Origin of the sequence: Streptococcus equinus, assembly GCF_900104225.1 — a bacterium.
GTDB classification, from domain to species: Bacteria; Bacillota; Bacilli; order Lactobacillales; family Streptococcaceae; genus Streptococcus; species Streptococcus equinus_D.
Genome location: NZ_FNJK01000001.1, coordinates 435,565 through 460,637 on the forward strand (window position 1 = coordinate 435,565; position 25,073 = coordinate 460,637).

Below are 25,073 nucleotides of genomic sequence, written 5' to 3' on the forward strand. Positions count from 1 at the left end.
AATCTTATGGGAAAATTTAAAGAAATATTAGCGTCAAATGATTATGTTATTTTGGATGGGGCGCTAGGTACTGAGTTAGAAAATCGTGGATATGACGTTTCTGGAAAACTTTGGTCGGCAAAATACTTGCTTGAAAATCCTCAAGTTATCCAAGATTTGCATAAAGATTACTTGCAATCAGGTGCTGATATTATGACAACGTCAAGCTATCAGGCAACTGTTCAAGGGCTTGAAGATTATGGCTTATCTGAAGTAGAAGCACTTAAGACGATTGCTTTGACAGTCGACTTAGCTAAAAATGCTCGTGATAACTTTTGGCAAAGTTTATCTGATGATGAGAAAGAAAAGCGTCAGTATCCTTTGATTGCTGGCGATGTTGGTCCTTACGCTGCCTATTTAGCAGATGGCTCAGAGTATACTGGAGATTATCAGCTGTCTAAAGAAGCTTTCAAAGACTTTCATCGCTCACGTATTCAAACGCTGCTTGCAGCAGGTAGTGATTTTTTGGCTATCGAAACGATTCCAAATGTAGTGGAAGCGCAGGCTTTGATTGAACTGTTAGCAGATGAATTTCCTGATACGGAAGCTTACATGTCTTTCACGGCACAAAATACTATCAGCATTTCTGATGGGACACCGATTGAAGAGGTGGCAGCTTTATGTGATAGCAGTCAGCAAGTATTGGCTTTAGGAATCAATTGTAGTCGACCAGCTATTATCTCAGGTTTGTTAAAAGGTCTTCGTGCTGCCACTCAGAAACCTTTGGTTACTTACCCAAATTCAGGTGAAGTTTATGACGGAGCAACACAAACTTGGAAATCATCACCAGATAATTCACACACGCTTTGTGAAAATAGCCAAGTATGGCATCAATTAGGTGCAAAAGTTGTTGGTGGCTGTTGTCGTACAAGACCAGAAGATATTAAATTGTTAGCTACGAAATTAAAATAAAAACGTTTGGATTTTTCCAAACGTTTTTATTTATTAGATATTTGATTTTTGAAGACGATAGCGGATAACCACGCTTGTGTAATGATAAATGATTGTGGCTAATGTGAGTGATACTATCCAAATTGTTTTGACTTGAATGAAATGGTGGATAATCGCAACAAAAACAGCACCAAAGATGAAACTAACAACAACTAGAGAGTAATTAACAGCTTGACGTTTCATTTTAGCGGTCTTGTCTTCAACGGTTAAGTAGTTATGCCATGCTGTAATCATTTTACGGTAATTTCCAGAAGTCATCAAAATCGAATAAGCATGCGATTCAATTTGACTACCAGAGAAGGTTAAGGTTAGCAAACCAGTACCTAGCGCTAGTAGAATTACCCAAAGTAAACGATTTTCTGGTAATAGGGGCAAAACAATGGTTACAAACAATAACGGTAAGATGGCGTAGGCACGCCAAAAAGCTGTTTTTGCTTTAGCACGTACACGTAATCCAAACATAAATCCGAGTGAAAAGAAGAAAACTGAGTAGAAACGGATAAGTGTTTGATGAAGTGAGCTATGACCAATATCAGCGATAAGAAAAAGAATATTTCCGGTTTGGGTGGCAACTAGTGTATCAAATTGAATCTGACAATAGACATCTAGGGCTCCACCTAAAAATCCGAGTAAGACTGCTTCAAAACGACTGTTCTGAGGCATGTATTCTAAATCATTCACACCATGTCCTTCTTTCTAATAGAGTCAACAGACTTATTGTAACATTTTATATGATAAGGTACTAGGGGATTTTTAGAAAAATCTTGTTAAAACCATATGAGAGTATAATATAGTAGAAAATATCCCAACCTAAGGAAATTAGGTTGGGATATTAGGAGATTAGGAGTGCTTAGAAAAGTTGGAATTGCCACTACATGGCTTATTTTTCGCTGATAACAAGTTCTCCGTCAACCATATCAGCTTTAAGGTGTTTAACATCTGTGTGATCAAGGTAGAAATCAGTGATTTTATCACGAATTTCTTGTTCGATAACACGGCGGAGTGGTCGAACACCCATGGCTTCATCGTAACCTTCTTCGATAAGGTGTTTTTTAGCATCATCGCTGACAACTAGATCAATACCTTTCTTAGCGATAGTCTTGCTGACTTCTGCCAACATCAAGTCAACAATGTCATTCAAATCTTCCTTAGTTAAGTGAGAGAATTCGATAATACCATTGAAACGGTTAAGAAATTCAGGACGGAAGTAAGGAGCAATACGGTCCATAATCTTCATGTCTTTGTCTTCTTGACCAGTCAAAGCTTCATTACCAAATCCAGCATTTGAAGTAGCAATGATAACAGTATTTTTGAAGTTAATTGTATTACCTTGACCATCTGTCAAACGACCATCATCCAAAACTTGAAGAAGAAGTGTGATAACTTGTGGGTCTGCTTTTTCAATTTCGTCAAGAAGGACGATTGAGTAAGGATTACGACGAACACGTTCTGTAAGAGTGTTGTTGTTGTCATCATAACCAACGTAACCAGCAGTAGTACCAATTAATTTTGAAACTGCAGTACGATCTGAGTATTCAGACATATCAAGACGAATGATAGCATCTTTTGAACCAAACATATCAAGAGCTAATTGTTTAGCAAGTTCAGTTTTACCAACACCAGTAGGTCCTACAAAGAGGAAGCTACCAATTGGTCGGTTACCTTCGTCAAAACCAGCACGGTTACGACGGATGGCACGAGCAACAGCTTCAACAGCTTCGTCTTGGCCAATAACTTTACCTTTCAAGCGACTAGCCAATTCTTTCAAACGTTCAATATCAGAAGCTCCCATGTTTGAGACAGGAACACCAGTTAGACGTTCAACGGATTCAGCAACGTCATTAACGGTAGCAGTAACTTTCTTGTCTTCAGTGTGATTATCGATTTGTTTTTGCAATTCTTCGATACGCACTTTGGCATTAAGAGCTGCTTCGTAATCTTCTTTAGCGGCAGCGGCTTCTTGTTTTTCTTTTTGTTCTGCGATTTCTTTTTCCAAAGATTTCACATCAGTAACAGGATGTTGTGCAGCTAAGTGAGCAGCAGTCATATCAATCAAGTCAATTGCTTTATCTGGCAAGCTACGTTGTGGAATGTATTGGATTGAAAAGTCAACGGCAGCTTTTAAGACATTATCTGGAAGGATAACATTGTGATGTTTTTCGTACAAGTCACGAATACCCATCAAGATATTAAAGCTGTCTTGAGCTGACGGCGCATTAACTTTTACTTCATTAAAACGACGTGCAAGTGCAGCATTTTTCAAAATAGTGTTACGATATTCGTCTTGAGTAGTTGCACCGATAACAGTTAATTCACCACGAGAAAGAGCTGGTTTAAGAATATCAGCTAAACCTTTTGAACCAGAGTCACCACCAGTAGAACCAGCACCGAGAATCTGGTGAATTTCATCGAAGAAGAGAATGATATTACCAGCATCTTTAACTTCTTTAACAAGGTTTTGGATATTTTCTTCAAAAGCTCCACGGTATTGTGTACCTGCTTCAAGACCAGCAATATCAATAGAAATAATTTCTTTATTTTTAATTGCCGCAGGGACATCACCATTGACAATAGCTTGCGCTAATCCTTCAACGACAGCTGTCTTACCAACACCGGCATCACCAACAAGAACAGGATTATTTTTTGTACGACGTGACAAGATTTCAGCTGTTTCTTGGATTTCTTTGTTGCGTCCAATAACAGGATCGAGTTCGTTATTACGGGCACGTTCAGTCAAGTTAGTTCCTAATTTTGCCAAGATGCCATCTTCTTTAGGAGTTGAAGTAGGAGTGCCTTCCTGGTATTCAGGGTTCCCTGGAAGTTTGCCTGTTTGTCGATATTGTGCAAATTCTTCAGGAGTCACTTCACGTCCGTTAATGAGGTAGCGTTTGTTTTCTGAATTATAGCCACCCATATTGCCCATTAGTTGATTGAAGATATCATCCATGTTTCCAAAAGGATCTCTTCCATAAAATTGATTGTTTGCCATATATATTACCTCTTTTCATTCTTAAAGTAGTTCCAAATGATATTATGCTATGATTTGGAAGATTGAAGGTAGTTTCTCTTTAGTCTTTACATATCGGAGTAGAGAGGTCGTATTTAAAGAGAACTATCAATTGTTCCTATCAATCACCTTCTGAGGATATAATACACCTTTGGTCAGTAAAAGTCAAAGATTTATGCGCAGAAAATACGATTTTTTTAAACCGTAAGCGTTTGATGTTTTTTAAAGTGATACTATAATATGATTTCAAAAGAAAAATTAAATTTTGAATAAGGATTATATACCTGTAATTTAATAGTAGAAAATCTTAAAAATAAAAAAATTAATAAAAAATAATCAAAAAGTGTTGACACCTTCTAGAATCTAAGTTATAATGATTAAGGTTTTGTAATGAAACTGACCTAAGACAGCAGGGGAGCCGTGCTCGTAATATTCCTGCCGAGGCACAAAACGTAATGATGAAAATAACGTATTTGTACTTTCGTGTCTAGGTTTAGGTGCGAATTTTTTTGTGCCTAGCCCAAAAATAATAACGGAGGTAAAAACTAATGAGTGAAGCAGTTATTGCTAAAAAAGCTGAACTAGTTGATGCTGTTGCTGAAAAAATGAAAGCCGCTGCATCTATCGTTGTAGTTGATTCACGTGGTCTTACAGTTGAACAAGATACAGTTCTTCGTCGTAATCTTCGCGAAAACGGTGTTGAATTTAAAGTTATCAAAAATTCAATCTTGACTCGTGCAGCTGAAAAAGCAGGTCTTGCTGAAATGAAAGATCTTTTCGTAGGACCATCTGCAGTAGCATTTTCTAACGAAGATGTTGTTGCACCAGCAAAAGTTCTTAGTGACTTTGCTAAAGACGCTGAAGCACTTGAAATCAAAGGTGGAGCAATCGAAGGCGCTGTATCTTCAAAAGAAGAAATCGCTGCCCTTGCATCATTGCCAAACCGCGAAGGACTTCTATCTATGCTCCTTTCTGTACTTCAAGCGCCAGTTCGCAACGTTGCACTTGCTGTCAAAGCAGTTGCAGACAACAAAGAAGACGACGCTGCTTAATGCGTATGGTAGCCTGAGGCTACCAACAATTATCTAATAAACATTAATATTTTTGGAGGAATCTACAATGGCATTGAACATTGAAAACATTATTGCTGAAATTAAAGAAGCTTCAATCCTTGAATTGAACGATCTTGTAAAAGCTATCGAAGAAGAATTTGGTGTAACTGCAGCTGCTCCTGTAGCTGTAGCTGCTGCTGGTGCTGCAGACGCTGGTGCTGCTAAAGACTCATTTGACGTTGAATTGACTGCAGCTGGTGACAAAAAAGTTGCTGTTATCAAAGCTGTACGTGAAGTTACAGGTCTTGGTCTTAAAGAAGCTAAAGCTCTTGTTGATGGTGCACCTGCTAACGTTAAAGAAGGTGTTGCTACTGCAGAAGCTGAAGAAATCAAAGCTAAACTTGAAGAAGCTGGAGCTTCAGTTACTCTTAAATAATAAGGTAACTACTCAAGTAGCCTAATAACACAGAACCGCTGGTCTTTGGACTAGCGGTTTTTTTGTTCTTTGAAAAGAGATTATTAATTGACATTTATAGTATGGAAGACTAAAATTTGAATAAAAGTAGCTGTTAGGAGAAGTCAAATGAAGAGATTCTCAACTTATATTCGATTGTTGTATGTAGGGGTTATATTAGTGACAATAATCTTAGCTTTCCTTTCACCGAAAGAGATTGCTCTTCACTTTAATAATAGTTTAGTAGATGAAAGTGGTAGTAAAACAAATCTTTTTATTTATCCAATTTTTACAGTTATCCTTGGAGAAGGAGGGATTCTTTGGTCAAAGTGGTACCGAAGCAAGCTTAAACTAAAAAATTATCCGATACTTTTATCCAGTGAAATTAAATTCATACAGACTTTATCATTGCTTGTTCTGATTTTTATTCTAGCAATGTTACATCAAGTTTTCTAGTTGTCTTTATCAAACAAAAGAACTCTGAAAGTTTTCAGAGTTCTTTTGTAAGTGTCTTATCTTCTAGCTCTTGACTAACATCAAGATTGAAAAATTCTGTTATTTTGATAATCATCTTTTTGACGTCTTTGGCAATAACGTCAGGCCCTTCAGGATTTTCTTTTTTTAACCAGCAGCGTAAAACGTTGTAATAGCCTCCAATGATAAAATCCATGGCATAACTAATTTTGGTAACATCTCTACTGTAGGCAAACCAAGGGAGGGTAATGCTATCATATACTTCTTTAGCGCGTCGATTGAATTGGTGGAAGAAGAGGTCAAAATGTTGATGTTTAATCAAGATTGATAACACATCACGCTCTTTATACCAAAATTCTAATGAACCAGATAGCATATCTTCAAAACTTTGTGTTTGAGCAAATTGTTGACGTTTCTGAAGGTATTCTTCAATAACTTTTTCGAAGTAATAGTTGAGAAGCTCTTGTTTATTTGAAAAATGACGGTAGAATGTTCGGCGGGAAATTTCAGAGCGTTCAAGAATCTCTTTGATTTTGATATCTTCGTATTTCTTTTCTTTCATAAGACAGATTAGGGCAAAGAAAAGTCTGTCTTTGGTATCTTTAATTTGTTTAATCTTACCGCATACCATGATATAATCCTTTCTTTTGGGGCAAAATTGGGAATATAAGTCAGTATTAGTTAAAGATATTATAGCACTCTCTTAGCAGTGATGGGGAAAAGAAGATAATTCTAAAACGTTTTCCACAAATGTAAACGTATTTATGATAGAAGATGATTACTTTTGATTGATAATGGACATAAATCTGAAAATATGTTATCATATGACGGTCAAAAAAGGGAGAGTAAGTTATGCGGCAAAAGAAAAATTCGTTTCATGTTATGTCACTGGTTTATATGGCAATCTATTTAATTGCAATTTTTTATAATATCGAGCATCATCATAAGATATTCGTTTATCTTTGGTCGGCAGTCTTTTTAGGAAATTTTGCTTTTGTTATCTATAGCCTTATGAAGCAACTAAGAAATCATAAAAATTGATTGATAATTTAGAAGTCTTGACTGACTTCTTTTTTAATACAAAAAAGCCCAATATGGGCCTTTATTATTGAGTGATACTTGCAATCAAACTGTCAGCGCTAGTGCTTGGTAATATGCGAACACGGTCTAAAGATAACAAACCATTGTTTTTGTTTGCGATTCCTTCATTAGTTGTGATACCAAGTTTGTAGTTTAGGCTAGCTGCAAGTTGAAGTGTCGTATCTGAATAACGTCCAGCTGGATAGGCAATTGTCATTGTATCTTGTGAAAGGTTATCGTCAAGATAGTTTTTAGCGTTGGACATTTCAGTTTTTTGAGTGTCAGCATTGCTAGCAGATAAATCAGGGTGACTAGAAGTGTGGCTTTGGAAGGATATGCCTTGATCTTTCATTTCTAATATTTGATCAAGTGTGAGATTACCGCTATTTCCAACAGTACTTGTGATAACGTTATTAGTTGCTTTGGCTTTATATTTTTTTAAAATGGGGTAAGCATTGTCATAGAAATCCCATAAACTGTCATCAAAAGTTAACCAAATGATTTTAGGATTTCCGTTTGGAAGGACATTTTCCGTAAGGACTTTATAGGCTTCTTCGGGTGTTAAAAAGTAGTAACCTTCATCAGATAGACGTTGAATATGGCTTTCAAATGTTGTAGGATCAACGATGAGGTTAGCGTTTGAAGCTTCTTCGGGAGCCATAACGTGAATAGCATGGTACATTAAAATCGGAAGAGAAACATCAGAATCTTGTTGAACCCAATTAACGGTATCATTGTCATTAGTAGTATTTTGATGAATTGTGGTTTGCTCAGTTGATGATGGTGTTGAGGAATTTTTAGTTGATTTTGATGAGACTTGCTCAGTTTTTTCTGATGATAAAATCATGTGGCTCTCTTTTAGTGTAAAAAAGAGCAGAGCACCTGCGACAATGCATGTTATTAAGAGAATAAAGCTAATGAGGGTAAGTGGTTTCTTGCTCTTTTTTTCGTGTTTGTGTCGTTTTTTCATGGAAATCTCCCCTGTAGATAAAAATCTGCTTTTATTGTACTACTTTTTTAGTACAGAATAAAGAATTTACCTTAAATTAGGGAAAGATTTTTAGACTTCGTTATTTTTCTGTAAATTCTGAATAATTTTATGGTATAATGTAGAAAATGTTTTTATTTGAGAAGAAGTTGAGTGCTTTAGCTCGACTTCCGTTCGAAAATTACTTACTAAGGAGAATAAGATGTCAATAAAAATTGCTTTACTCGGTTTTGGTACAGTTGCTAGTGGTGTTCCTTTCCTTTTGAAAGAAAATCATTCAAAAATTACTGAAGCAGCTCACGACACCATTGAAATCGCTAAGGTTCTTGTCAAAGACGATGAAGAAAAAAATCGTTTGTTGGCTGCCGGAAATGATTATAACTTTGTTACAAACGTTGATGAGATTTTAAGTGATGATAGCATTGACATTGTTATTGAATTGATGGGACGTATCGAACCAGCTCGTACTTTTATTACTAAGGCTCTAGAAGCTGGTAAAAATGTCGTTTCTGCAAACAAAGATTTGATTGCTACACATGGTAAAGAATTGATTGCTCTTGCAAAAGACAAGGGTGTAGCTTTCTATTATGAAGCTGCAGTTGCTGGTGGTATTCCAATTCTTCGTACTCTTGCTAATTCACTTACTTCTGATAAAGTCACTCGTATTTTGGGCGTTCTTAACGGAACATCAAACTTCATGATGACTAAAATGGTCGATGAAGGTTGGACTTACGAAGATGCATTGAAAACAGCTCAAGAACTTGGATATGCTGAAAGCGACCCAACAAATGACGTTGAAGGTATTGATGCCGCTTATAAAGCCGTTATTCTTAGTCAATTTGGTTTTGGTATGACGATTGATTTTGATGATGTGGCTCACAAAGGTATCACAACAATTACACCTGATGATGTTGCTGTCGCTCAAAAACTTGGTTATGTGATTAAACTTGTTGGTGATGTTCGTGAAGTGGAATCAGGTATTTCAGCTGAAGTGTCTCCAACATTCTTGCCAAAAGCTCATCCACTTGCAAGCGTAAACGACGTTATGAATGCTGTCTTTGTTGAATCTATCGGCATCGGCGAATCAATGTACTATGGACCAGGTGCTGGTCAAAAACCAACAGCAACTTCTGTAACAGCAGATATTATTCGTATTTGCCGTCGTATCAAAGATGGTAATGTTGGTAAATCATTTAACGAATTTGCTCGTGAAACACGTTTGGCAGACCCATCTGAAGTGACTAGCCATTACTATTTCGCCATCAATACACCTGACAAAAAAGGACAATTGCTTCGTTTGGCTGAAATTTTCAATTCAGAAAATATCTCATTTGAACAAGTGCTTCAACAAAAAGCAAATGGTACTCGTGCACGTGTTGTCATCATTACTCATTCAATGAGCAAGACACAATTGGCTGCAGTTACTGAAAAATTGGAAGCTGAAGAAGATTTCAAAGTGTTGAATACACTTAAAGTATTGGGTGAATAAGAAAACGTAACAGTTTAAAAGTGAAAGGAAAGCTCATTAGAGCGTTAATAGTGATATGAAAATTACAGTACCAGCAACCTCTGCTAATGTTGGACCAGGTTTTGACTCTGTCGGTGTTGCGGTTTCTAAGTACTTGACTATCGAGGTTTTAGAGCCTGCTGACCATTGGGAAGTCTTGCATGATTTAGGTGATGTTCCAAGTGATGAAAACAACCTTTTGATTACAACTGCTTTGCAAGTGAAATCAGATTTAAAACCTCATCGTATTAAGATGATTTCTGACATTCCTTTGGCACGTGGTTTAGGATCATCATCATCTGTTATTGTTGCAGGAATTGAGTTAGCCAATCAATTGGCTGGCTTGAACCTGTCTGATGATGAAAAATTGACACTTGCAACTAAAATTGAAGGGCATCCAGATAACGTAGCGCCAGCTATTTTTGGTAATCTAGTGGTGTCATCATACGTTGACGGAAAAGTAAATAGCACAGTGGCTACTTTCCCAGAAGCATCATTTGTTGCTTTTATCCCAAACTATGAATTAAAAACAAGCGATAGCCGTAATGTTTTACCTGTTCAATTTTCTTACAAAGAAGCAGTAGCAGCCTCATCAATTGCCAATGTTGCTATTGCGGCGCTTTTGACAGGTGATTTGGAAAAAGCTGGGAAAGCTATTGAAGAAGATCTTTTCCATGAACGTTTCCGTCAAAAATTAGTTAAAGAATTTGCTCAGATTAAAGAAAAAGCGCATCAAGTTGGAGCTTATGCAACTTATCTTTCAGGAGCAGGACCAACTATTATGGTTTTGGCATCAAAAGAGCAAGAAACAGATGTTTTTGAAGCTATTAAATCACTTCATTTAAATGGTGAAGTTGTTGCTTTACATGTAGATACTAAAGGAGTTTTTGTTGAAAAAGACTAATTTAGGTTTTCTACTTGGTTTAGTAACCTACATTTTATGGGGCTTTTTATCCCTTTATTGGAAATTACTTTCAGGTGTTAGTTCATATAACACCTTTTCTTATCGTATTATTTTTACGGTGTTTACTATGCTAGTTTATATGGTGCTCTCACGTAATCAAAAGCGGTATCGAAGCGAAATACATGACTTATTAACCAACAAGAAAAAATTGTTTCAGATGGTAATGGCAAGTTTTTTGATTGCCATTAACTGGCTCATCTATATTTATGCGGTAGCTCATGGCCAGGCGACACAAGCAAGTTTTGGTTATTATATTATGCCACTGTTTTCGATTTTACTGGCTATGATTTTCTTACACGAGCGTTTGAGTCCATGGATGACTCTAGCTATTATCATTGCAGGAATAGGTGTAGGCGTTTTAGCCTTTGACACTGGCCAAATACCACTTGTATCAATCATTTTAGCCCTATCTTTTGGTCTATATGGATTGGTCAAGAAAAATATTAGGCTTTCAAGTGATGTGGCGATGCTGGTTGAGAGTAGCCTAGTGACACCATTTGTTTTAATCTATTTATTAGCCTTTAGTAAAGAAAGTATGCTGGATTATACTTGGCTTGAAAATAGTTTATTAATACTTTCTGGCGTGGTAACAGCTGTTCCTTTGCTGTTATTTGCCGAAGCTGTTAAACGGGCACCGTTAAACATTATTGGGTTCATTCAATACATTAATCCAACCATTCAATTGATTATTGCAGTTCTCATTTTTAAGGAGACAATAGCTTCAGGACAGCTCAAAGGTTTTGTCTTTATCTGGATAGCCATTGTTGTTTTTGTTCTTGGACAATTAATTGTCATGCGAAAAAATAAGTAGTTTGGAGCTAATATGCACAAAAAGACTGTTGTTGATTTTAAGGAACTAGGTCAGCGTTTGATTTTCGAGAAACCTTTAGCAGAGCTAGCAACAAAATCAGTAGCTGATGTTAAGAAAATCTTAAAAGCAGTAGAAGATTATCAAAAACAAGGTTACTATGTTGTTGGTTATCTAAGTTATGAGGCTGGAAAAACCTTTGATGAAAAGTTTACACTCAAATCGCAGCCTCTTTCTGGTGAGTATCTTGCTTATTTTACGGTCCATCAGGCTGCCAAAAAAGAAGCTTTTCCCAATCAATCACAGAAATCCGTCTTTTTGCCAAAACATTGGCAGTCAAAAATAAAAAAAGCTGATTATGAGAAAGCTATTCATAAGATTAGAGAAGAAATCAGGCAGGGAAATACCTATCAAGTAAACTATACTTTGCAATTAACGAGTCAATTAGAGGGTGATGCTTTTGAGTTATATAATCATTTAGTGGTTGAACAAGAAGCAGCTTATAATTGTTATATTGAACACGATGATTTTGCCATTTTGTCTGTCAGTCCTGAGTTATTTTTTAAGAAAAAGGGGCAACAGTTAGTGACACGTCCGATGAAAGGAACAGTTGCCCGTGGTAACACTGACAAGCAAGACTTGGCTAACAAAGAATGGCTAGCACATGATAGTAAAAATCGTGCTGAAAACATGATGATTGTTGATTTGTTACGCAATGATATGGGACGTATTTCAGAAATTGGTAGTGTTCAGGTTACCAAACTTTGTGATGTTGAGCAATATTCAACAGTTTGGCAAATGACCTCAACTATAGAAAGCCAGTTACAGACCGATAAAACTCTCTTAGATGTTTTTTCTGCTCTTTTTCCTTGTGGTTCAATCACAGGCGCTCCGAAAATTGCTACCATGTCGATTATCGACCAGCTAGAGCCCCATCCTCGTGGTGTTTACTGTGGAGCAATCGGAATTTGTCTACCCAATGATGATGCTATTTTCAATGTTGGTATTCGTACCATTCAAAAGCATGGCAGTCAAGCGATTTATGGTGCTGGCGGCGGCATTACTTGGGGTAGTAATTGGAAAGACGAGTTTAAGGAAACGTGTGATAAATCTGCGGTTTTGTATCGTAATCAACCAAAATTCGATTTAATTACCACAGCAAAAGTATCTGGCAAGCAAGTCATCTATTTAGAGGAGCATATTAAGCGCTTGAAAGAATCAGCAAGGTATTTTGCTTATCCATTTTCAGAAAAGATGTTTTATGCCAACTTGTCAAGTCAGCTTAAAAAACTAGATGATTGTGATTATCGTATGAGACTGTCACTGAATCGTAAGGGAATATTTAAGTTTGAAACTGTGAAACTTCAAGCACTGCCACAATCATATTTGCAAGCTAGGCTTGTTAAGCGTAATGAGTCGATTGAAACGCCATTTACCTATTTTAAGACGTCTTATCGTCCTCATCTTCCAAGTAGTGAAAATGAGAGTATTTATATTTCAGAAAATGGTTATCTTCAAGAGACGAGCATTGGCAATCTAATTTTAGAAATAGACGGTAAATGGTACACACCACCAGTTGACGTTGGCATTTTAAATGGTATTTGTCGTCAGCGTCTTATAAAAGAAGGACGTGTTGTTGAGCGTTATTTGACAGAAGCTGATTTAGCAAGAGCCAGTCATCTATATGCTTGTAACAGTGTTCGTGGTGTTTATGAAATTACTGTCATTTAAATAGCAAGTAGCTCTGTCTAAAATCATTAGATTGAGCTTGCTTGTGCTATAATAGAAGTGTTATTGTATTTTTATAAGAGAAAGGTATATGCGCTAAAAGCTTATCATTGAAAGATTTAGAGGTAAATGTCTCAATCTTATTTTTAATGTCAACAACTTTTGGTCATAGTAGGACATTCATCAAATGAATTATCAAGAAGCTTTAGATTGGATTCATGGCAAGTTAAAATTTGGTATTAAGCCTGGATTAGAGCGAATGGCTTGGATGCTAGAAAAACTTGGTAATCCTCAAGAGAAGCTTGCCGCTGTTCATGTTGTCGGGACAAATGGTAAAGGATCAGTTACTAGCTATTTACAACATATTTTTTCACTGGCTGGCTATGAAGTTGGGACATTTACGTCACCATATATTGTCGATTTTCGTGAACGTATCAGCTTAAATGGGCAAATGATTTCAGAAAAAGATTTTCTTGAATTGGTTGAACGTGTTCGTCCAGTTGTGGAACGATTGTCTGTTGAAACTGATCTGGAACCTGCAACAGAGTTTGAAGTTATTACTGTCTTAATGTTTGAATATTTTGGTCACATGCATCCAGTAGACATTGCGATTATTGAGGCTGGAATGGGTGGCCTTTATGACTCAACGAATCTCTTTAAGGCTTTGGCAGTCCTTTGCCCGTCAATTGGTTTAGATCACCAGAATGTTTTAGGGCAAACTTATGCAGAAATTGCTGCGCAAAAAGTTGGTGTTTTAAAAGAAAAGGTACCATTTATTTTTGCAACAGATCGTGCGGATGTTTGTCAGGTTTTTGCAGACAAAGCCGAGGCTTGTCATAGCCCACTTTACGAATTTGGTAAAGATTTTTCAGTAAAAGAAAATGAAAATGGTTTTGACTATCAAGGACAAGACACTCTTGGACAAGTTGAATTAGCTATGCCAGGAAAACATCAAATCAGTAATGCCAGTCTTGCGATTACAGCAGCACTTATGTTACGTGATCAGTATCCGAAAGTGACTAAGGAGTTTATCAAGGCTGGTTTAGCTCAAACGCATTGGGTAGGACGTACAGAATTAGTCTTTCCTAATGTCATGATTGATGGGGCTCATAACAATGAAAGTGTTCAAGCTCTTGTTAATGTTATGCAAAAATATAAAGATAAACACTTGCATATTTTATTTGCAGCGATCGATACCAAGCCTATTGATTCAATGCTTGAATTACTCAGTCAGTTATCTGATGTTGATGTGACAAGTTTTGTTTATCACAATGCTTTACCGCTAGAAAAATACCCAAGTCAATACCATAAAGTTGCTAAATGGCAAGATTGGATTGATCAGATTGACTTTGGTAGTCAAGAAGATTTTTATCTTATTACTGGCTCACTTTACTTCATTTCTCAAGTACGTCCTGTACTTTTGTCAAGACAGCAAAATTAAGCTATAATAGAAAAAATAAAAAGATTGGAAAAGAAAATGGCAAATCAAGAAAAACTCGAAGCAGCAGTTTACCAACTTTTAGAAGCTTTAGGAGAAGATCCAAAACGCGAAGGGTTATTAGATACTCCTAAACGTGTTGCAAAAATGTATCAAGAGATGTTTTCAGGGTTAAATCAAGATCCAAAAGATCAATTTACAGCCGTATTTACTGAAAATCATGATGAAGTTGTTCTCGTTAAAGATATTCCGTTTTACTCAATGTGCGAACACCACTTGGTTCCTTTTTATGGGAAAGCTCATGTTGCTTATTTGCCAAGTGATGGTCGTGTAACTGGTCTTAGTAAATTAGCGCGTGCTGTTGAAGTGGCTAGTAAACGTCCTCAGTTGCAAGAACGTTTGACTGAGCAAGTAGCTACAGCTTTGGAAGAAGCGCTTCACCCAAAAGGTATTTTTGTGATGATTGAAGCTGAGCATATGTGTATGACAATGCGTGGTATTAAAAAACCAGGCAGCAAAACAGTGACAACCGTTGCTAAAGGTATTTTTAAAGAAGATCGTGAAGAACGTAAAGAAATTTTATCTTTGATTTTAGGAAAATAGTTAGATAGATTGCTAAGGGGACTGTTATGAAAATTGGTAAACACGATATTGATGGAAAAGCTTGTATTATGGGCGTTTTAAATGTTACTCCAGATTCATTCTCTGATGGTGGGTCGTATACATCGGTTGAGAAAGCCCTTGCTCAAGCTGAAAAAATGATTGCTGAAGGAGCTAAAATCATTGATGTTGGTGGCGAATCAACACGTCCAGGTTATACCTTTGTTGAAGCTCAAGAAGAAATCGATCGTGTTGTACCAGTCATCAAAGCATTAAAAGAAAAATTTGATGTTTTGGTTAGTATTGATACTTATAAGACTGAAACAGCCCGTGCAGCCTTAGAAGCTGGTGCCGATATTTTAAATGATGTTTGGGCAGGTCTTTATGATGGTCAGATGCTGGCACTAGCCGCCGAAAAAAATGTTCCAATTATCTTGATGCATAATCAGGAAGAAGAAAAATATGACAATATCACCAAAGAAGTCTGTGATTTCTTGACTGAGCGTGCTCAGGCAGCACTTGATGCTGGAGTTGCACGTGAAAATATTTGGATTGATCCTGGTTTTGGTTTTGCTAAAAATGAAGCACAAAACATTGAACTTTTACAAGGTTTAGAGGCTGTTTGTCAGCTTGGTTATCCAGTTCTTTTTGGTATTTCACGTAAACGCACAGTTGATTATCTGCTAGGTGGTGGCACTCTTGCAACAGAACGTGATATGGGAACAGCAGCATTATCTGCTTGGGCGATTGCTAAGGGTTGCCAAATTGTCCGAGTTCATAATGTTGATGTCAATCGAGACATCGTTAAAGTGATTAGTCAACTCGTTTGAAAGGAGTAAGAGAAGAAGGGTAAGTTTGAGAAGCTTTCTCAGACTTTCTTCTTTGTTAGCAAGAATATGGATAAAATTCATTTAAAGGGTTGCCGATTTTACGGATATCACGGGGCTTTTAAGGAAGAACAGACTTTGGGTCAAATTTTTGTTATTGATTGTACGTTATCTGTAGATTTACAAAAGGCATCACAATCAGATCATCTTGAAGATACTGTTCACTATGGCTTAGTTTTTGAAGCCATCAAAAAGCAGGTGGAAGAAAACAAATATGCATTAATTGAACGTTTAGCTGGTGCGATTTGCCAAGATATCTTTGATCAATTTCCACCTGTTCAAGCAATCACCTTAAAAATCTCTAAAGAAAATCCGCCGATTAACGGACATTATGATTCTGTTGGGGTTGAGTTAGAACGGGAGCGAGCATGACTAAAGTTTATTTGAGTTTAGGTAGCAATATAGGAGATAAAAAAGCTTATCTTGATGCGGCTCTTGATAGACTAAATCAACTTCCCCAAACATCGGTTACACTTGTTTCTTCATTCTATGAAACAGCTGCTTGGGGTAAGACTGACCAAGATGATTTTTTGAATATCTGTTGTGAATTAGAGACAAGCTTATCTGCGCAGCAGTTATTGTTAGATTGCCAGCAAATTGAGAAAGACTTGGATCGTGTTCGCCATGAACATTGGGGTCCACGTACGATTGATATTGATATTCTTTTGTATGGTACAGAACGTATTGAAACAGATAATCTTAAAGTACCGCACCCATATATGACAGAGCGTGCATTTGTTCTTGTGCCTCTTCATGAGATTGCCCCATCACTTAAGCTTTGTGGCGAATCGATTACATCTTATTTAAAAACATTAAATCTTGAAGAAGTGCGAAAACTTCAGTCTTAAATATCGTCAAAAGCTGATTTTTTTGTTATAATTAAGGTCGGCTTTATGCCGACTTTTTTAGTAAATAAAAAAATCATTTGATCGTAAATGAGCTAATAATATTTTCAAGGTATTAGTTGATTTTAATCAAATGGTTACTATAATTTTGATTAATAGTTTTAGAGTTGGAAGAAAATGTTAGAATTTTTAAATGATGAACTAAAAGGAATTGATATTCGTGTTAACGAACCTTTAAAAAAATATACGTACACTAAAGTGGGAGGTCCAGCAGACTATCTCGCTTTTCCACGTAATCGTTATGAATTAATTCGTATTGTTGAATTCGCTAACAAAAATGATATTCCATGGATGGTACTTGGAAATGCTAGTAATATCATTGTTCGTGATGGTGGTATCCGTGGTTTTGTTATCATGTTTGATAAATTAAATACCGTTACAGTGAACGGTTATGTTATTGAAGCAGAAGCTGGTGCTAACTTGGTTGAGACAACACGTATTGCCAAATACCATAGCTTAACAGGTTTTGAGTTTGCTTGTGGTATTCCAGGTAGCGTTGGTGGTGCTGTCTTTATGAATGCTGGTGCTTACGGTGGTGAAATTTCACACGTTTTGGTTTCAGCACAAGTCCTTACCAAAGAAGGTAAAATTAAGACAATTGAAGCACGTGATATGAAATTTGGTTATCGTCATTCAGCTGTTCAAGATAGCGGAGATGTTGTGATTTCAGCGAAATTTGGCCTTAAACCAGGTGATTATGTCTTGATTGAACAAGAAATGGCACGTTTGACTCACTTACGTGAATTAAAACAGCCTCTTGAGTATCCATCTTGCGGTTCAGTATTTAAACGTCCTGTGGGACACTTTGCCGGTCAATTAATTACAGAAGCTAATTTGAAAGGACATCGCATCGGTGGTGTTGAAGTTAGTAAGAAACATGCCGGATTTATGGTAAATGTCGCTGACGGTACAGCTCAAGATTATGAAGACTTGATTGCTTACGTTATTGACACTGTTGAGAAAAATTCAGGCGTTCGCTTAGAACGTGAAGTTCGCATTATCGGCGAGAAAAAAGATTAAAGAAGCTCCATGGAGGTTTTATGAGAATTGACTAATCCAATTATTGCATTTAAAAACGTATCAAAAGTATTTGAAGATAACGGTACTGTTGTTTTAAAGGACATTAATTTTGAACTTGAAGAAGGAAAATTTTATACCTTACTTGGTGCTTCTGGTTCAGGAAAATCAACGATTTTAAATATCATTGCTGGTTTGTTAAAACCAACAACTGGTGATGTTTTCCTTGATGGAGAACGTATCAATGATATTCCCATTAATAAGCGTGATGTTCACACCGTTTTTCAAAATTACGCTCTTTTCCCACACATGAATGTTTTTGAAAATGTCGCTTTTCCTCTAAAATTAAAAAAAGTTGACAAAAAAGAAATCGAACGACGTGTGGGTGAAGCGTTAAAAATGGTACGTTTGGCTGGTTTTGAGAAACGTCCAATTCAGAAGTTATCTGGTGGTCAACGTCAACGTGTTGCGATTGCGCGTGCTATTATCAATGAGCCTCGTGTTGTCTTGCTGGACGAGCCTTTATCAGCCTTGGATTTAAAACTACGTACAGAGATGCAATACGAGCTTCGTGAATTGCAACAACGTCTTGGTATTACTTTTGTCTTTGTTACACACGACCAAGAAGAAGCTCTAGCAATGTCAGACTGGATTTTTGTCATGAACGATGGCGAAATCGTACAATCTGGTACACCAGTTGATATTTATGATGAACCAATTAACCATTTTGTAGCAACCTTTATTGGAGAATCAAATATCTTACCAGGTAAGATGATTGAAGATTACTTGGTTGAATTTAATGGAAAACGTTTTGAGGCTGTTGATGGTGGTATGCGACCAAATGAGGCCGTTGAAGTGGTGATTCGTCCAGAAGATTTGCAAATTACCATGCCAGAAGAAGGAAAATTACGTGTTAAAGTTGATACACAGCTTTTCCGTGGTGTGCATTATGAAATTATCGCACATGATGAGCTTGGCAATGAATGGATGATTCATTCAACTCGTAAGGCGATTGAGGGCGAAGTGATTGGTCTTGATTTTACACCTGAGGACATTCACATCATGCGCCTTAATGAAACAGAAGAAGAATTTGATGCCCGTCTTGAGGAATATGTTGAAATGGAAGAGCATGAAGATGGTTTGATTCATGCAATTGAGGAGGAGCGAAATGAAGAAAAATAGTTTCTTCTCGATTCCATATATTTTATGGTTGCTGCTGTTTGTTATTGCTCCAGTCATTTTGATTTTATGGCAGTCTTTCTTTGATATTCAAGGTCATTTTACTTTGGCTAATTACAAGACTTTCTTTAGTTCTTGGACTTATCTAAGAATGAGTTTTAACTCGATTTTGTACGCAGCTATTATTACCTTAGTAACTTTGTTGATTTCTTACCCAACTGCCTATTTTTTAACGCAGCTAAAGCACAAACAGTTATGGTTAATGCTTGTGGTTTTGCCAACTTGGATTAATCTCTTGTTAAAAGCTTACGCTTTTATGGGGATTTTTGGACAACATGGTGGCGTTAACGCCTTCTTATCATTTGTCGGTATTGGTCCAAAACAAATTTTATTCACAGATTTTTCATTTATCTTTGTTGCTTCTTACATTGAAATTCCATTTATGATTTTACCGATTTTTAATGCATTGGATGACATCGATGATAATCTTATCAATGCCAGCCATGATTTGGGTGGGAATAATTTCCAAACATTTACTAAGGTTATATTTCCACTATCATTAAATGGTGTAAGAAGTGGTGTTCAGTCAGTCTTTATTCCTAGTTTGAGTTTGTTCATGTTGACACGTTTGATTGGTGGTAACCGAGTCATTACTCTTGGTACGGCTATTGAACAACACTTTTTAACAACACAAAACTGGGGAATGGGTTCAACCATTGGTGTGATTTTGATCATGGCAATGCTTGTGATTATGTGGATGACTAAGGAGAGACGAAAATGAAAAAATTTGCGAATTTATATTTGACATTTGTCTTTATCATCCTATACATTCCAATTGCTTATCTGATTTTCTACTCATTCAATCAAGGCGGTGATATGAATGGTTTCACTGGTTTTACCATGGAACACTATTCAGAAATGTTTGCTGATAATCGTTTGATGCTGATTTTGGTGCAAACTTTCTTTCTAGCCTTTTTGAGTTCGATTATTGCAACAGCGATTGGAACATTTGGAGCAATCTTCATCTATCAAGCACGTCGTAAACACCAACAATCAATTCTTTCGATGAATAATATCTTGATGGTGGCACCGGATGTTATGATTGGTGCAAGTTTCTTGATTCTCTTTACTCGTTTGGCTGATATTTTCCATTTCAATCTTGGATTTATGACAGTCTTGCTTAGTCATATCGCCTTTTCAATTCCAATTGTCGTGCTTATGGTCTTGCCACGACTTAAGGAAATGAATGATGATATGATTAATGCTGCCTATGACCTAGGGGCAACACCATGGCAAATGCTTAAAGAGGTTATGTTGCCATATCTTACACCTGGTATCATATCAGGTTTCTTCATGGCGTTTACTTATTCACTAGATGATTTTGCCGTGACCTTCTTTGTTACTGGTAATGGATTTTCAACGCTTTCTGTTGAAATCTATTCACGTGCAAGACGAGGAATCTCCCTTGAAATCAATGCACTTTCAACGATTGTCTTTATCTTTAGTGTCTTGCTTGTAATTGGCTATTACTTTATTTCACAAGATAAGAAGGGAGAACGTGATGCGTAGATTATATTCATTTGTTTTTGGACTTATTGCGGTAACCCTTATCTTATTTGGTGTTTCAATATACATGCAAAAGACCTCAAGTTCTTCAAGTCAATCTGATAAATTAGTGATTTACAACTGGGGAGATTACATTGACCCAGATTTAATTACAAAATTCACCAAAGAAACTGGAATTGAAGTGCAGTACGAGACATTTGATTCCAATGAATCAATGTACACTAAAATCAAACAAGGCGGAACAACTTACGATATTACCGTTCCGTCTGATTATATGATTGATAAGATGCGCAAAGAAAATCTTCTGATCAAATTGGACAAATCAAAAATTGTTGGTTTAGATAATATTGGTCAAGAATATCTTGGCATGAGTTTTGATAAGAATAATGATTATTCAGTCCCATATTTCTGGGGAACGCTTGGTATTGTATACAATGATACCATGGTTGATAAAGCTCCAGAACATTGGTCAGATTTGTGGAAGCCAGAATATAAGAATGACATCATGCTTGTCGATGGTGCTCGAGAAGTGATGGGAATCGGTCTTGGAACACTTGGCTATAGCTTAAATACCAAGTCTATGAAAGAATTAAATGCAGCTTCAGCGAAATTAGATGATCTTACGCCAAATATCAAAGCTATTGTTGGTGATGAGATGAAAGGTTATATGATAAATGGTGATGCTGCAATTGGCGTTACTTTCTCCGGTGAAGCTAGTGAAATGCTTGATTCTAATGAGCATTTGCATTATGTGGTGCCTAGCGAGGGATCAAATCTTTGGTTTGATAATTTGGTGATTCCAAAAACAGCTAAACACATCAAAGAAGCTTATGCTTTCATTAACTTCATGTTAAAACCTGAAAATGCTGCACAAAATGCGGAATACATTGGCTATGCCACTCCAAATGATGAGGCTAAAAAGCTTTTACCTGATGAGGTTAAGGAAGATAAAGCATTTTATCCGCCAACAGAAACATTTAAACATTTAGAGGTTTATGATAATCTTGGCCAAAAATGGCTTGGTATTTACAATGATTTGTACTTACAATTTAAGATGTATCGTAAATGATTATTAAAGAGTTTGGATTTTTCCAAGCTCTTTTTTTGATGAGGTCGAAATCAGCTTAAAGTTTTGATAAAATAGTAGTGAGATATTTTTTGAAAAAAGTTTGAAATTATTTTGGCATTTTCAATAGGATTAGTTAGGAGTCTAAAATGGAAAGTTATCGTAGAGAGTACGAATTTTCACTGTCCTCAATTTTAAGCTTTGTATGGCGTGGTGTTATTGTAGGCTGTGTTTCAGGAAGTGTGGTCAGTCTCTTTCGTCTCTTGATTGCTAAAATTTTTGCACAAGTTGTAAAATGTTATGAGCTATCACATGAACAGCCGGCCTTGTTAGGCTTGATTTTGCTAGTCAGTGTCGTTATTGTTATAATCATTGGCTTTCTAGTTAAGTCAGATCCGGATATAAAAGGTTCCGGAATTCCGCATGTCGAAGGTGAGTTAAAAGGCTTGCTTCACCCTGACTGGTGGTCTGTGCTTTGGAAAAAATTTGTCGGTGGTGTCCTTGCGATTTCAATGGGATTTATGCTAGGGCGTGAAGGTCCAAGTATTCAATTAGGTGCCATGGCAGGAAAAGGTGTGGCAAAATCATTGAAAGCTCAACGAATAGAACAACGTGTTTTTATTGCAAGTGGTGCGGCAGCAGGATTGTCAGCTGCTTTCAATGCCCCAATTGCTGGCTTACTTTTTGTGGTTGAAGAAATTTATCATCAATTTTCACGATTGGTCTGGATTTCAGCTCTTGTTGCTAGTTTGGTGGCTAATTTTATTTCTTTGAACATTTTTGGTTTAACTCCTGTTCTTGCAATGCCAAGCGATCTTGCCATTTTACCCTTAAATGATTATTGGATTCTTTTGTTACTGGGTGCTTTTTTAGGAGTAATGGGTTATTTTTATGAAAAAGTAACTTTGAATGGAAGTATTTTTTATGATTTCTTAGGTAAAATCTGCCATCTTCCAAATTATTTTTATGGTATTTTTGCAGCGGTTCTGATTTTACCAATTGGTTATTTTTACCCACAATTATTGGGTGGTGGAAATGGCTTAATTACTTCTCTTTCGACAAGTCATTTAACCTTAGCAGTTGTTTGTCTTTACTTCATTATTCGTTTTGTATGGAGCACGCTCAGCTATGCTAGTGGTTTACCAGGCGGTATTTTCCTTCCCATTTTGACCTTGGGGTCACTATTAGGATTTGCTTTTGGTCTTGGTGCGCAGCAACTAGGTTTAATTGAAACATCGGTTTTGGTTAATTTTATTGTTCTTGGTATGGCTGGGTACTTTGGGGCTATTTCTAAAGCTCCGCTAACCGGTATTATTTTGGTGACTGAGATGGTGGGAGATTTCCGTCAATTGATGACGATTGCGATTGTGACGCTTGTGGCTTATATCATTATGGATGTGCTAAAAGGTGAACCAATCTATGAAGCAATGTTAGCAAAATTATCAGTTCCAAAAGATCGTGAAGTGATTGAACCAACGTTAATTGAATTAACTGTATCAGGTAAAATTGCAGGTAAACGTGTTCGTGATTTAACCTTGCCTAAGAATGTGCTCATTACAACACAAATTCATCACAAAAAATCAGAAGTGGTTTGTGGAAGTACTATTTTAAATGCTGGTGATACGATTTTCTTAGTCGTTAATGAGCCAGAAATTGGTAAGGTTCGAAAATTGTTAATGTAATTTGAGTTATAAAATCTTTTTTGTATCCCCTTTCATTTTGAAGGGAGTTTTGGTACAATGGATATCAGTAAGAGGATTGTTACTGGTTAAGCAGGCAAAACCTAGTGTACATATGAAGTCATTGTGTTTCGAAACACATTACCTTTTGTGTACGCTAGTTTTGCCTTTTCTTTCCGAAATTTTTGAGGGAGTAGTAGATATAATGAAGATAGATAAAGTCTATAATAACAATGTTGTCTTGGCTAAAGGTGACCAAGGAGAAGAAATCATTGTTATGGGAAGAGGTCTTGGTTTTCAAAAGAAATCTGGCGATGAAATTGAGCCTGCTTTAGTTGAAAAAACATTTGTTATGCAAGATAGTACTGCTACAAATGAATTAACGCGTGTCTACATTGACTTGTCACCACTAGAGACAGAAGTAGTTCTTGATATTATTAAGCATGGGCAAGAAGTATTAAAAATGACATTTGATACAGCTTTTTATATTGCTCTTGCTGACCATTTGCACTACACGCTGCAGAGAACTCGTGAAAATTTGGTTATTCAAAACCCTTTGTCTTGGGAAATTCGCAAATAGAAAGAAGCTAAGGCAAAATGCCTAGCTTCTTTTCTTGTTATAATTGGCTTTTTACAAGAAGGATTACTGGTGTATCAAAAAGCTAAGCAAGAATTGATATGCTTAGCTTTTTTTAATTTTTATGGATGTAGGCCAATATAATGCTTCTTTTTAAATTGTTTCCGGTATTGACTTGGTGTCAATTCATAGTAGCGTTTGAATTGACGATTGAAATTTGATAAGTTATTAAATCCAACAGCTGTAGCAATTTCAAGGACTGGATCTGAGGTATTAATCAACATATCACAAGCCTTGTTTAAACGTACTTGAATGATAAATTCAGTGCACGAACTTCCAGTATGTTGTTTGAAGACTGCCATGAAGTGTGTTTTACTATATCCCATAAACTGAGAAAGGTAGTCAATCGATAGATTCTTTTGGTAATTATTATTAATAAAATCTATCAGTTCACGAATTTGTTCATTCTTTCGGTAGGTATCATCGGTATTTTTTCGTAAGACGTAATGATGATAAAAGAGTAGATAGAGGAACTCATTGAGTTTTGATTTAAGCATGAGTTCAAAGTGACGTCCTTCGTTTTTTGAAAGCTCAAAAATCGTGAAGAGGCACTCTTTGATTTCTTCATAACCTTCCATTCCTGGTTGAATACGCGGAACAAATTTGTAAAGGCTAGTCTGCAAAGGTTGTAAGTAACGCAAGCTTACCTGGTCAACAATAGAATAGCCAATCATATCTAAGTGAAATCGGAAAGTATCAGTGACATGTCTTTGATTTTCTAAAGGATGAATAGAGTGCATGCCATTGGGTCTTATGAGGATAATATCACCTGCTTGACTATTAAAGTAATCATAATCAATGTGAAAGCGAGCAGAACCTTCGTAGATATAATTGATTTCAATTTCTGGATGCCAGTGAAAAAGCACGTCAGGACGGCCATTTTCAACCACTGTACTGTAATAATCATAAGGGAGAAGGTGTTTGTTCTCATCTATTTTTATTTCTTGTGCGGAGTCTGGTTGTTTCATATAATAACCCTTCTAATCATATCATAGTATTATAGTTCTTCTATATTGTAGCACAATTGGTTTAAAAATGGAAGCGTAT

24 protein-coding genes, 1 pseudogene and 1 other annotated feature are annotated in these 25,073 nt (G+C 36.5%); of the genes and pseudogenes, 20 read left to right on the forward strand and 5 right to left on the reverse strand.

Translation table 11 applies throughout. The features are described 5' to 3' along the window. The first annotated feature begins 6 nt into the window (after positions 1-6). A complete protein-coding gene (mmuM, locus tag BLP98_RS02095; RefSeq protein WP_074481680.1) occupies positions 7-951 on the forward strand; it encodes a homocysteine S-methyltransferase in 945 nt (314 codons plus the stop codon). A 33-nt stretch (positions 952-984) separates the two neighbouring features. Here mmuM and BLP98_RS02100 read toward each other — a convergent pair whose 3' ends face one another. Together BLP98_RS02100 and BLP98_RS02105 are read right to left on the reverse strand one after the other, a co-directional pair. Beyond that, positions 985-1,653 carry a DUF1275 family protein gene (locus BLP98_RS02100; protein ID WP_074481803.1) on the reverse strand — a complete coding sequence of 223 codons (669 nt, stop codon included), beginning with the start codon at positions 1,651-1,653 and terminating at the stop codon, positions 985-987. Between the two features lie 217 nt (positions 1,654-1,870). Further along, on the reverse strand, positions 1,871-3,979 hold the full coding sequence (locus BLP98_RS02105) for an ATP-dependent Clp protease ATP-binding subunit (protein ID WP_074481681.1): 2,109 nt from the start codon (positions 3,977-3,979) through the stop codon (positions 1,871-1,873). A gap of 400 nt (positions 3,980-4,379) precedes the next feature. Beyond that, positions 4,380-4,516 (forward strand) — a sequence feature (ribosomal protein L10 leader region). 29 nt (positions 4,517-4,545) lie between these two features. Between BLP98_RS02105 and rplJ the strand changes: the two genes are divergently transcribed. The 3 genes from rplJ to BLP98_RS02125 all read left to right on the forward strand — a co-directional run bounded on the left by rplJ (position 4,546) and on the right by BLP98_RS02125 (position 5,959). Further along, positions 4,546-5,049 (forward strand): 50S ribosomal protein L10, encoded by a 504-nt coding sequence (gene rplJ / locus BLP98_RS02115; protein ID WP_074481682.1) that lies wholly within the window; start codon positions 4,546-4,548, stop codon positions 5,047-5,049. A gap of 67 nt (positions 5,050-5,116) precedes the next feature. Beyond that, positions 5,117-5,485: a 50S ribosomal protein L7/L12 gene (rplL, locus tag BLP98_RS02120; protein ID WP_009854351.1), complete on the forward strand. Its 369-nt coding sequence runs from the start codon at positions 5,117-5,119 to the stop codon at positions 5,483-5,485. Positions 5,486-5,632: 147 nt separating this feature from the next. Continuing rightward, positions 5,633-5,959: a hypothetical protein gene (locus BLP98_RS02125; RefSeq protein ID WP_074481683.1), complete on the forward strand. Its 327-nt coding sequence runs from the start codon at positions 5,633-5,635 to the stop codon at positions 5,957-5,959. A 34-nt stretch (positions 5,960-5,993) separates the two neighbouring features. Here the strand turns inward: BLP98_RS02125 and BLP98_RS02130 are convergent, their stop codons facing one another. Both BLP98_RS02130 and BLP98_RS02140 read right to left on the reverse strand, forming a co-directional pair. Next, on the reverse strand, positions 5,994-6,539 hold the full coding sequence (locus BLP98_RS02130; RefSeq protein WP_234792771.1) for a TetR/AcrR family transcriptional regulator: 546 nt from the start codon (positions 6,537-6,539) through the stop codon (positions 5,994-5,996). A gap of 543 nt (positions 6,540-7,082) precedes the next feature. Beyond that, a complete protein-coding gene (locus BLP98_RS02140) occupies positions 7,083-8,027 on the reverse strand; it encodes a polysaccharide deacetylase family protein (RefSeq protein ID WP_074481686.1) in 945 nt (314 codons plus the stop codon). 220 nt (positions 8,028-8,247) lie between these two features. Between BLP98_RS02140 and BLP98_RS02145 the strand changes: the two genes are divergently transcribed. The 16 genes and pseudogenes from BLP98_RS02145 to BLP98_RS02220 form a co-directional block, all read left to right on the forward strand. After that, positions 8,248-9,534 carry a homoserine dehydrogenase gene (locus tag BLP98_RS02145; RefSeq protein WP_074481687.1) on the forward strand — a complete coding sequence of 429 codons (1,287 nt, stop codon included), beginning with the start codon at positions 8,248-8,250 and terminating at the stop codon, positions 9,532-9,534. Positions 9,535-9,589: 55 nt separating this feature from the next. After that, entirely contained in the window at positions 9,590-10,456 is an 867-nt protein-coding gene (gene thrB, locus BLP98_RS02150; RefSeq protein WP_074481688.1) for a homoserine kinase, read from the forward strand. Further along, positions 10,443-11,327: an EamA family transporter RarD gene (gene rarD / locus BLP98_RS02155; protein WP_074481689.1), complete on the forward strand. Its 885-nt coding sequence runs from the start codon at positions 10,443-10,445 to the stop codon at positions 11,325-11,327. The genes thrB and rarD overlap by 14 nt, the downstream gene beginning before the upstream one ends. A 12-nt stretch (positions 11,328-11,339) precedes the next feature. Next, complete coding sequence (gene pabB, locus BLP98_RS02160) at positions 11,340-13,055, forward strand: aminodeoxychorismate synthase component I (RefSeq protein WP_074481690.1); 1,716 nt, start codon at positions 11,340-11,342, stop codon at positions 13,053-13,055. A gap of 184 nt (positions 13,056-13,239) precedes the next feature. Continuing rightward, entirely contained in the window at positions 13,240-14,493 is a 1,254-nt protein-coding gene (locus BLP98_RS02165; RefSeq protein WP_074481691.1) for a bifunctional folylpolyglutamate synthase/dihydrofolate synthase, read from the forward strand. Positions 14,494-14,529: 36 nt separating this feature from the next. Further along, positions 14,530-15,093, forward strand: a complete 564-nt coding sequence (folE, locus tag BLP98_RS02170) for a GTP cyclohydrolase I FolE (RefSeq protein ID WP_074481692.1) — start codon at positions 14,530-14,532, stop codon at positions 15,091-15,093. Between the two features lie 26 nt (positions 15,094-15,119). Next, the gene (gene folP, locus BLP98_RS02175; protein ID WP_074481693.1) at positions 15,120-15,920 is read left to right on the forward strand and encodes a dihydropteroate synthase; all 801 of its coding nucleotides are present in this window, start codon (positions 15,120-15,122) and stop codon (positions 15,918-15,920) included. A gap of 66 nt (positions 15,921-15,986) precedes the next feature. Then, positions 15,987-16,349 carry a dihydroneopterin aldolase gene (gene folB, locus BLP98_RS02180; protein ID WP_074481694.1) on the forward strand — a complete coding sequence of 121 codons (363 nt, stop codon included), beginning with the start codon at positions 15,987-15,989 and terminating at the stop codon, positions 16,347-16,349. Next, the gene (folK, locus tag BLP98_RS02185) at positions 16,346-16,825 is read left to right on the forward strand and encodes a 2-amino-4-hydroxy-6-hydroxymethyldihydropteridine diphosphokinase (protein ID WP_074481695.1); all 480 of its coding nucleotides are present in this window, start codon (positions 16,346-16,348) and stop codon (positions 16,823-16,825) included. Before folB ends, folK begins: the two co-directional genes overlap by 4 nt. Positions 16,826-16,999: 174 nt before the next feature. Continuing rightward, complete coding sequence (murB, locus tag BLP98_RS02190) at positions 17,000-17,902, forward strand: UDP-N-acetylmuramate dehydrogenase (protein ID WP_074481696.1); 903 nt, start codon at positions 17,000-17,002, stop codon at positions 17,900-17,902. A gap of 27 nt (positions 17,903-17,929) precedes the next feature. Then, the gene (locus tag BLP98_RS02195) at positions 17,930-19,081 is read left to right on the forward strand and encodes an ABC transporter ATP-binding protein (protein WP_074481697.1); all 1,152 of its coding nucleotides are present in this window, start codon (positions 17,930-17,932) and stop codon (positions 19,079-19,081) included. Continuing rightward, the gene (locus BLP98_RS02200; RefSeq protein ID WP_074481698.1) at positions 19,068-19,859 is read left to right on the forward strand and encodes an ABC transporter permease; all 792 of its coding nucleotides are present in this window, start codon (positions 19,068-19,070) and stop codon (positions 19,857-19,859) included. The genes BLP98_RS02195 and BLP98_RS02200 overlap by 14 nt, the downstream gene beginning before the upstream one ends. Next, positions 19,856-20,647 carry an ABC transporter permease gene (locus BLP98_RS02205; protein ID WP_074481699.1) on the forward strand — a complete coding sequence of 264 codons (792 nt, stop codon included), beginning with the start codon at positions 19,856-19,858 and terminating at the stop codon, positions 20,645-20,647. Before BLP98_RS02200 ends, BLP98_RS02205 begins: the two co-directional genes overlap by 4 nt. Continuing rightward, positions 20,640-21,713 (forward strand): ABC transporter substrate-binding protein, encoded by a 1,074-nt coding sequence (locus tag BLP98_RS02210; protein ID WP_074481700.1) that lies wholly within the window; start codon positions 20,640-20,642, stop codon positions 21,711-21,713. The genes BLP98_RS02205 and BLP98_RS02210 overlap by 8 nt, the downstream gene beginning before the upstream one ends. Before the next feature lie 146 nt (positions 21,714-21,859). Beyond that, positions 21,860-23,392: a ClC family H(+)/Cl(-) exchange transporter gene (locus BLP98_RS02215; RefSeq protein ID WP_074481701.1), complete on the forward strand. Its 1,533-nt coding sequence runs from the start codon at positions 21,860-21,862 to the stop codon at positions 23,390-23,392. Positions 23,393-23,594: 202 nt separating this feature from the next. Next, positions 23,595-23,966 (forward strand): annotated as a pseudogene (locus BLP98_RS02220) (CAT RNA binding domain-containing protein); the annotation flags it as partial. 122 nt (positions 23,967-24,088) lie between these two features. Here the strand turns inward: BLP98_RS02220 and BLP98_RS02225 are convergent. Beyond that, a complete protein-coding gene (locus BLP98_RS02225) occupies positions 24,089-24,994 on the reverse strand; it encodes a helix-turn-helix domain-containing protein (RefSeq protein WP_074481702.1) in 906 nt (301 codons plus the stop codon). Positions 24,995-25,073 lie beyond the last annotated feature (79 nt).

Bases quoted from the DNA above. Each gene is read 5' to 3' on its own strand.
- folE (WP_074481692.1), top strand. From the start codon at position 14,530: ATGGCAAATCAAGAAAAACTCGAAGCAGCAGTTTACCAACTTTTAGAA.
- BLP98_RS02130 (WP_234792771.1), bottom strand. From the start codon at position 6,539: ATGAAAGAAAAGAAATACGAAGATATCAAAATCAAAGAGATTCTTGAA.
- rplJ (WP_074481682.1), top strand. From the start codon at position 4,546: ATGAGTGAAGCAGTTATTGCTAAAAAAGCTGAACTAGTTGATGCTGTT.
- BLP98_RS02140 (WP_074481686.1), bottom strand. From the start codon at position 8,027: ATGAAAAAACGACACAAACACGAAAAAAAGAGCAAGAAACCACTTACC.
- BLP98_RS02200 (WP_074481698.1), top strand. From the start codon at position 19,068: ATGAAGAAAAATAGTTTCTTCTCGATTCCATATATTTTATGGTTGCTG.
- BLP98_RS02165 (WP_074481691.1), top strand. From the start codon at position 13,240: ATGAATTATCAAGAAGCTTTAGATTGGATTCATGGCAAGTTAAAATTT.
- BLP98_RS02125 (WP_074481683.1), top strand. From the start codon at position 5,633: ATGAAGAGATTCTCAACTTATATTCGATTGTTGTATGTAGGGGTTATA.
- BLP98_RS02225 (WP_074481702.1), bottom strand. From the start codon at position 24,994: ATGAAACAACCAGACTCCGCACAAGAAATAAAAATAGATGAGAACAAA.
- folP (WP_074481693.1), top strand. From the start codon at position 15,120: ATGAAAATTGGTAAACACGATATTGATGGAAAAGCTTGTATTATGGGC.
- thrB (WP_074481688.1), top strand. From the start codon at position 9,590: ATGAAAATTACAGTACCAGCAACCTCTGCTAATGTTGGACCAGGTTTT.
- BLP98_RS02145 (WP_074481687.1), top strand. From the start codon at position 8,248: ATGTCAATAAAAATTGCTTTACTCGGTTTTGGTACAGTTGCTAGTGGT.
- murB (WP_074481696.1), top strand. From the start codon at position 17,000: ATGTTAGAATTTTTAAATGATGAACTAAAAGGAATTGATATTCGTGTT.
- mmuM (WP_074481680.1), top strand. From the start codon at position 7: ATGGGAAAATTTAAAGAAATATTAGCGTCAAATGATTATGTTATTTTG.
- rplL (WP_009854351.1), top strand. From the start codon at position 5,117: ATGGCATTGAACATTGAAAACATTATTGCTGAAATTAAAGAAGCTTCA.
- BLP98_RS02205 (WP_074481699.1), top strand. From the start codon at position 19,856: ATGAAAAAATTTGCGAATTTATATTTGACATTTGTCTTTATCATCCTA.
- folK (WP_074481695.1), top strand. From the start codon at position 16,346: ATGACTAAAGTTTATTTGAGTTTAGGTAGCAATATAGGAGATAAAAAA.
- BLP98_RS02100 (WP_074481803.1), bottom strand. From the start codon at position 1,653: ATGCCTCAGAACAGTCGTTTTGAAGCAGTCTTACTCGGATTTTTAGGT.
- BLP98_RS02105 (WP_074481681.1), bottom strand. From the start codon at position 3,979: ATGGCAAACAATCAATTTTATGGAAGAGATCCTTTTGGAAACATGGAT.
- BLP98_RS02215 (WP_074481701.1), top strand. From the start codon at position 21,860: ATGGAAAGTTATCGTAGAGAGTACGAATTTTCACTGTCCTCAATTTTA.
- folB (WP_074481694.1), top strand. From the start codon at position 15,987: ATGGATAAAATTCATTTAAAGGGTTGCCGATTTTACGGATATCACGGG.
- pabB (WP_074481690.1), top strand. From the start codon at position 11,340: ATGCACAAAAAGACTGTTGTTGATTTTAAGGAACTAGGTCAGCGTTTG.
- BLP98_RS02210 (WP_074481700.1), top strand. From the start codon at position 20,640: ATGCGTAGATTATATTCATTTGTTTTTGGACTTATTGCGGTAACCCTT.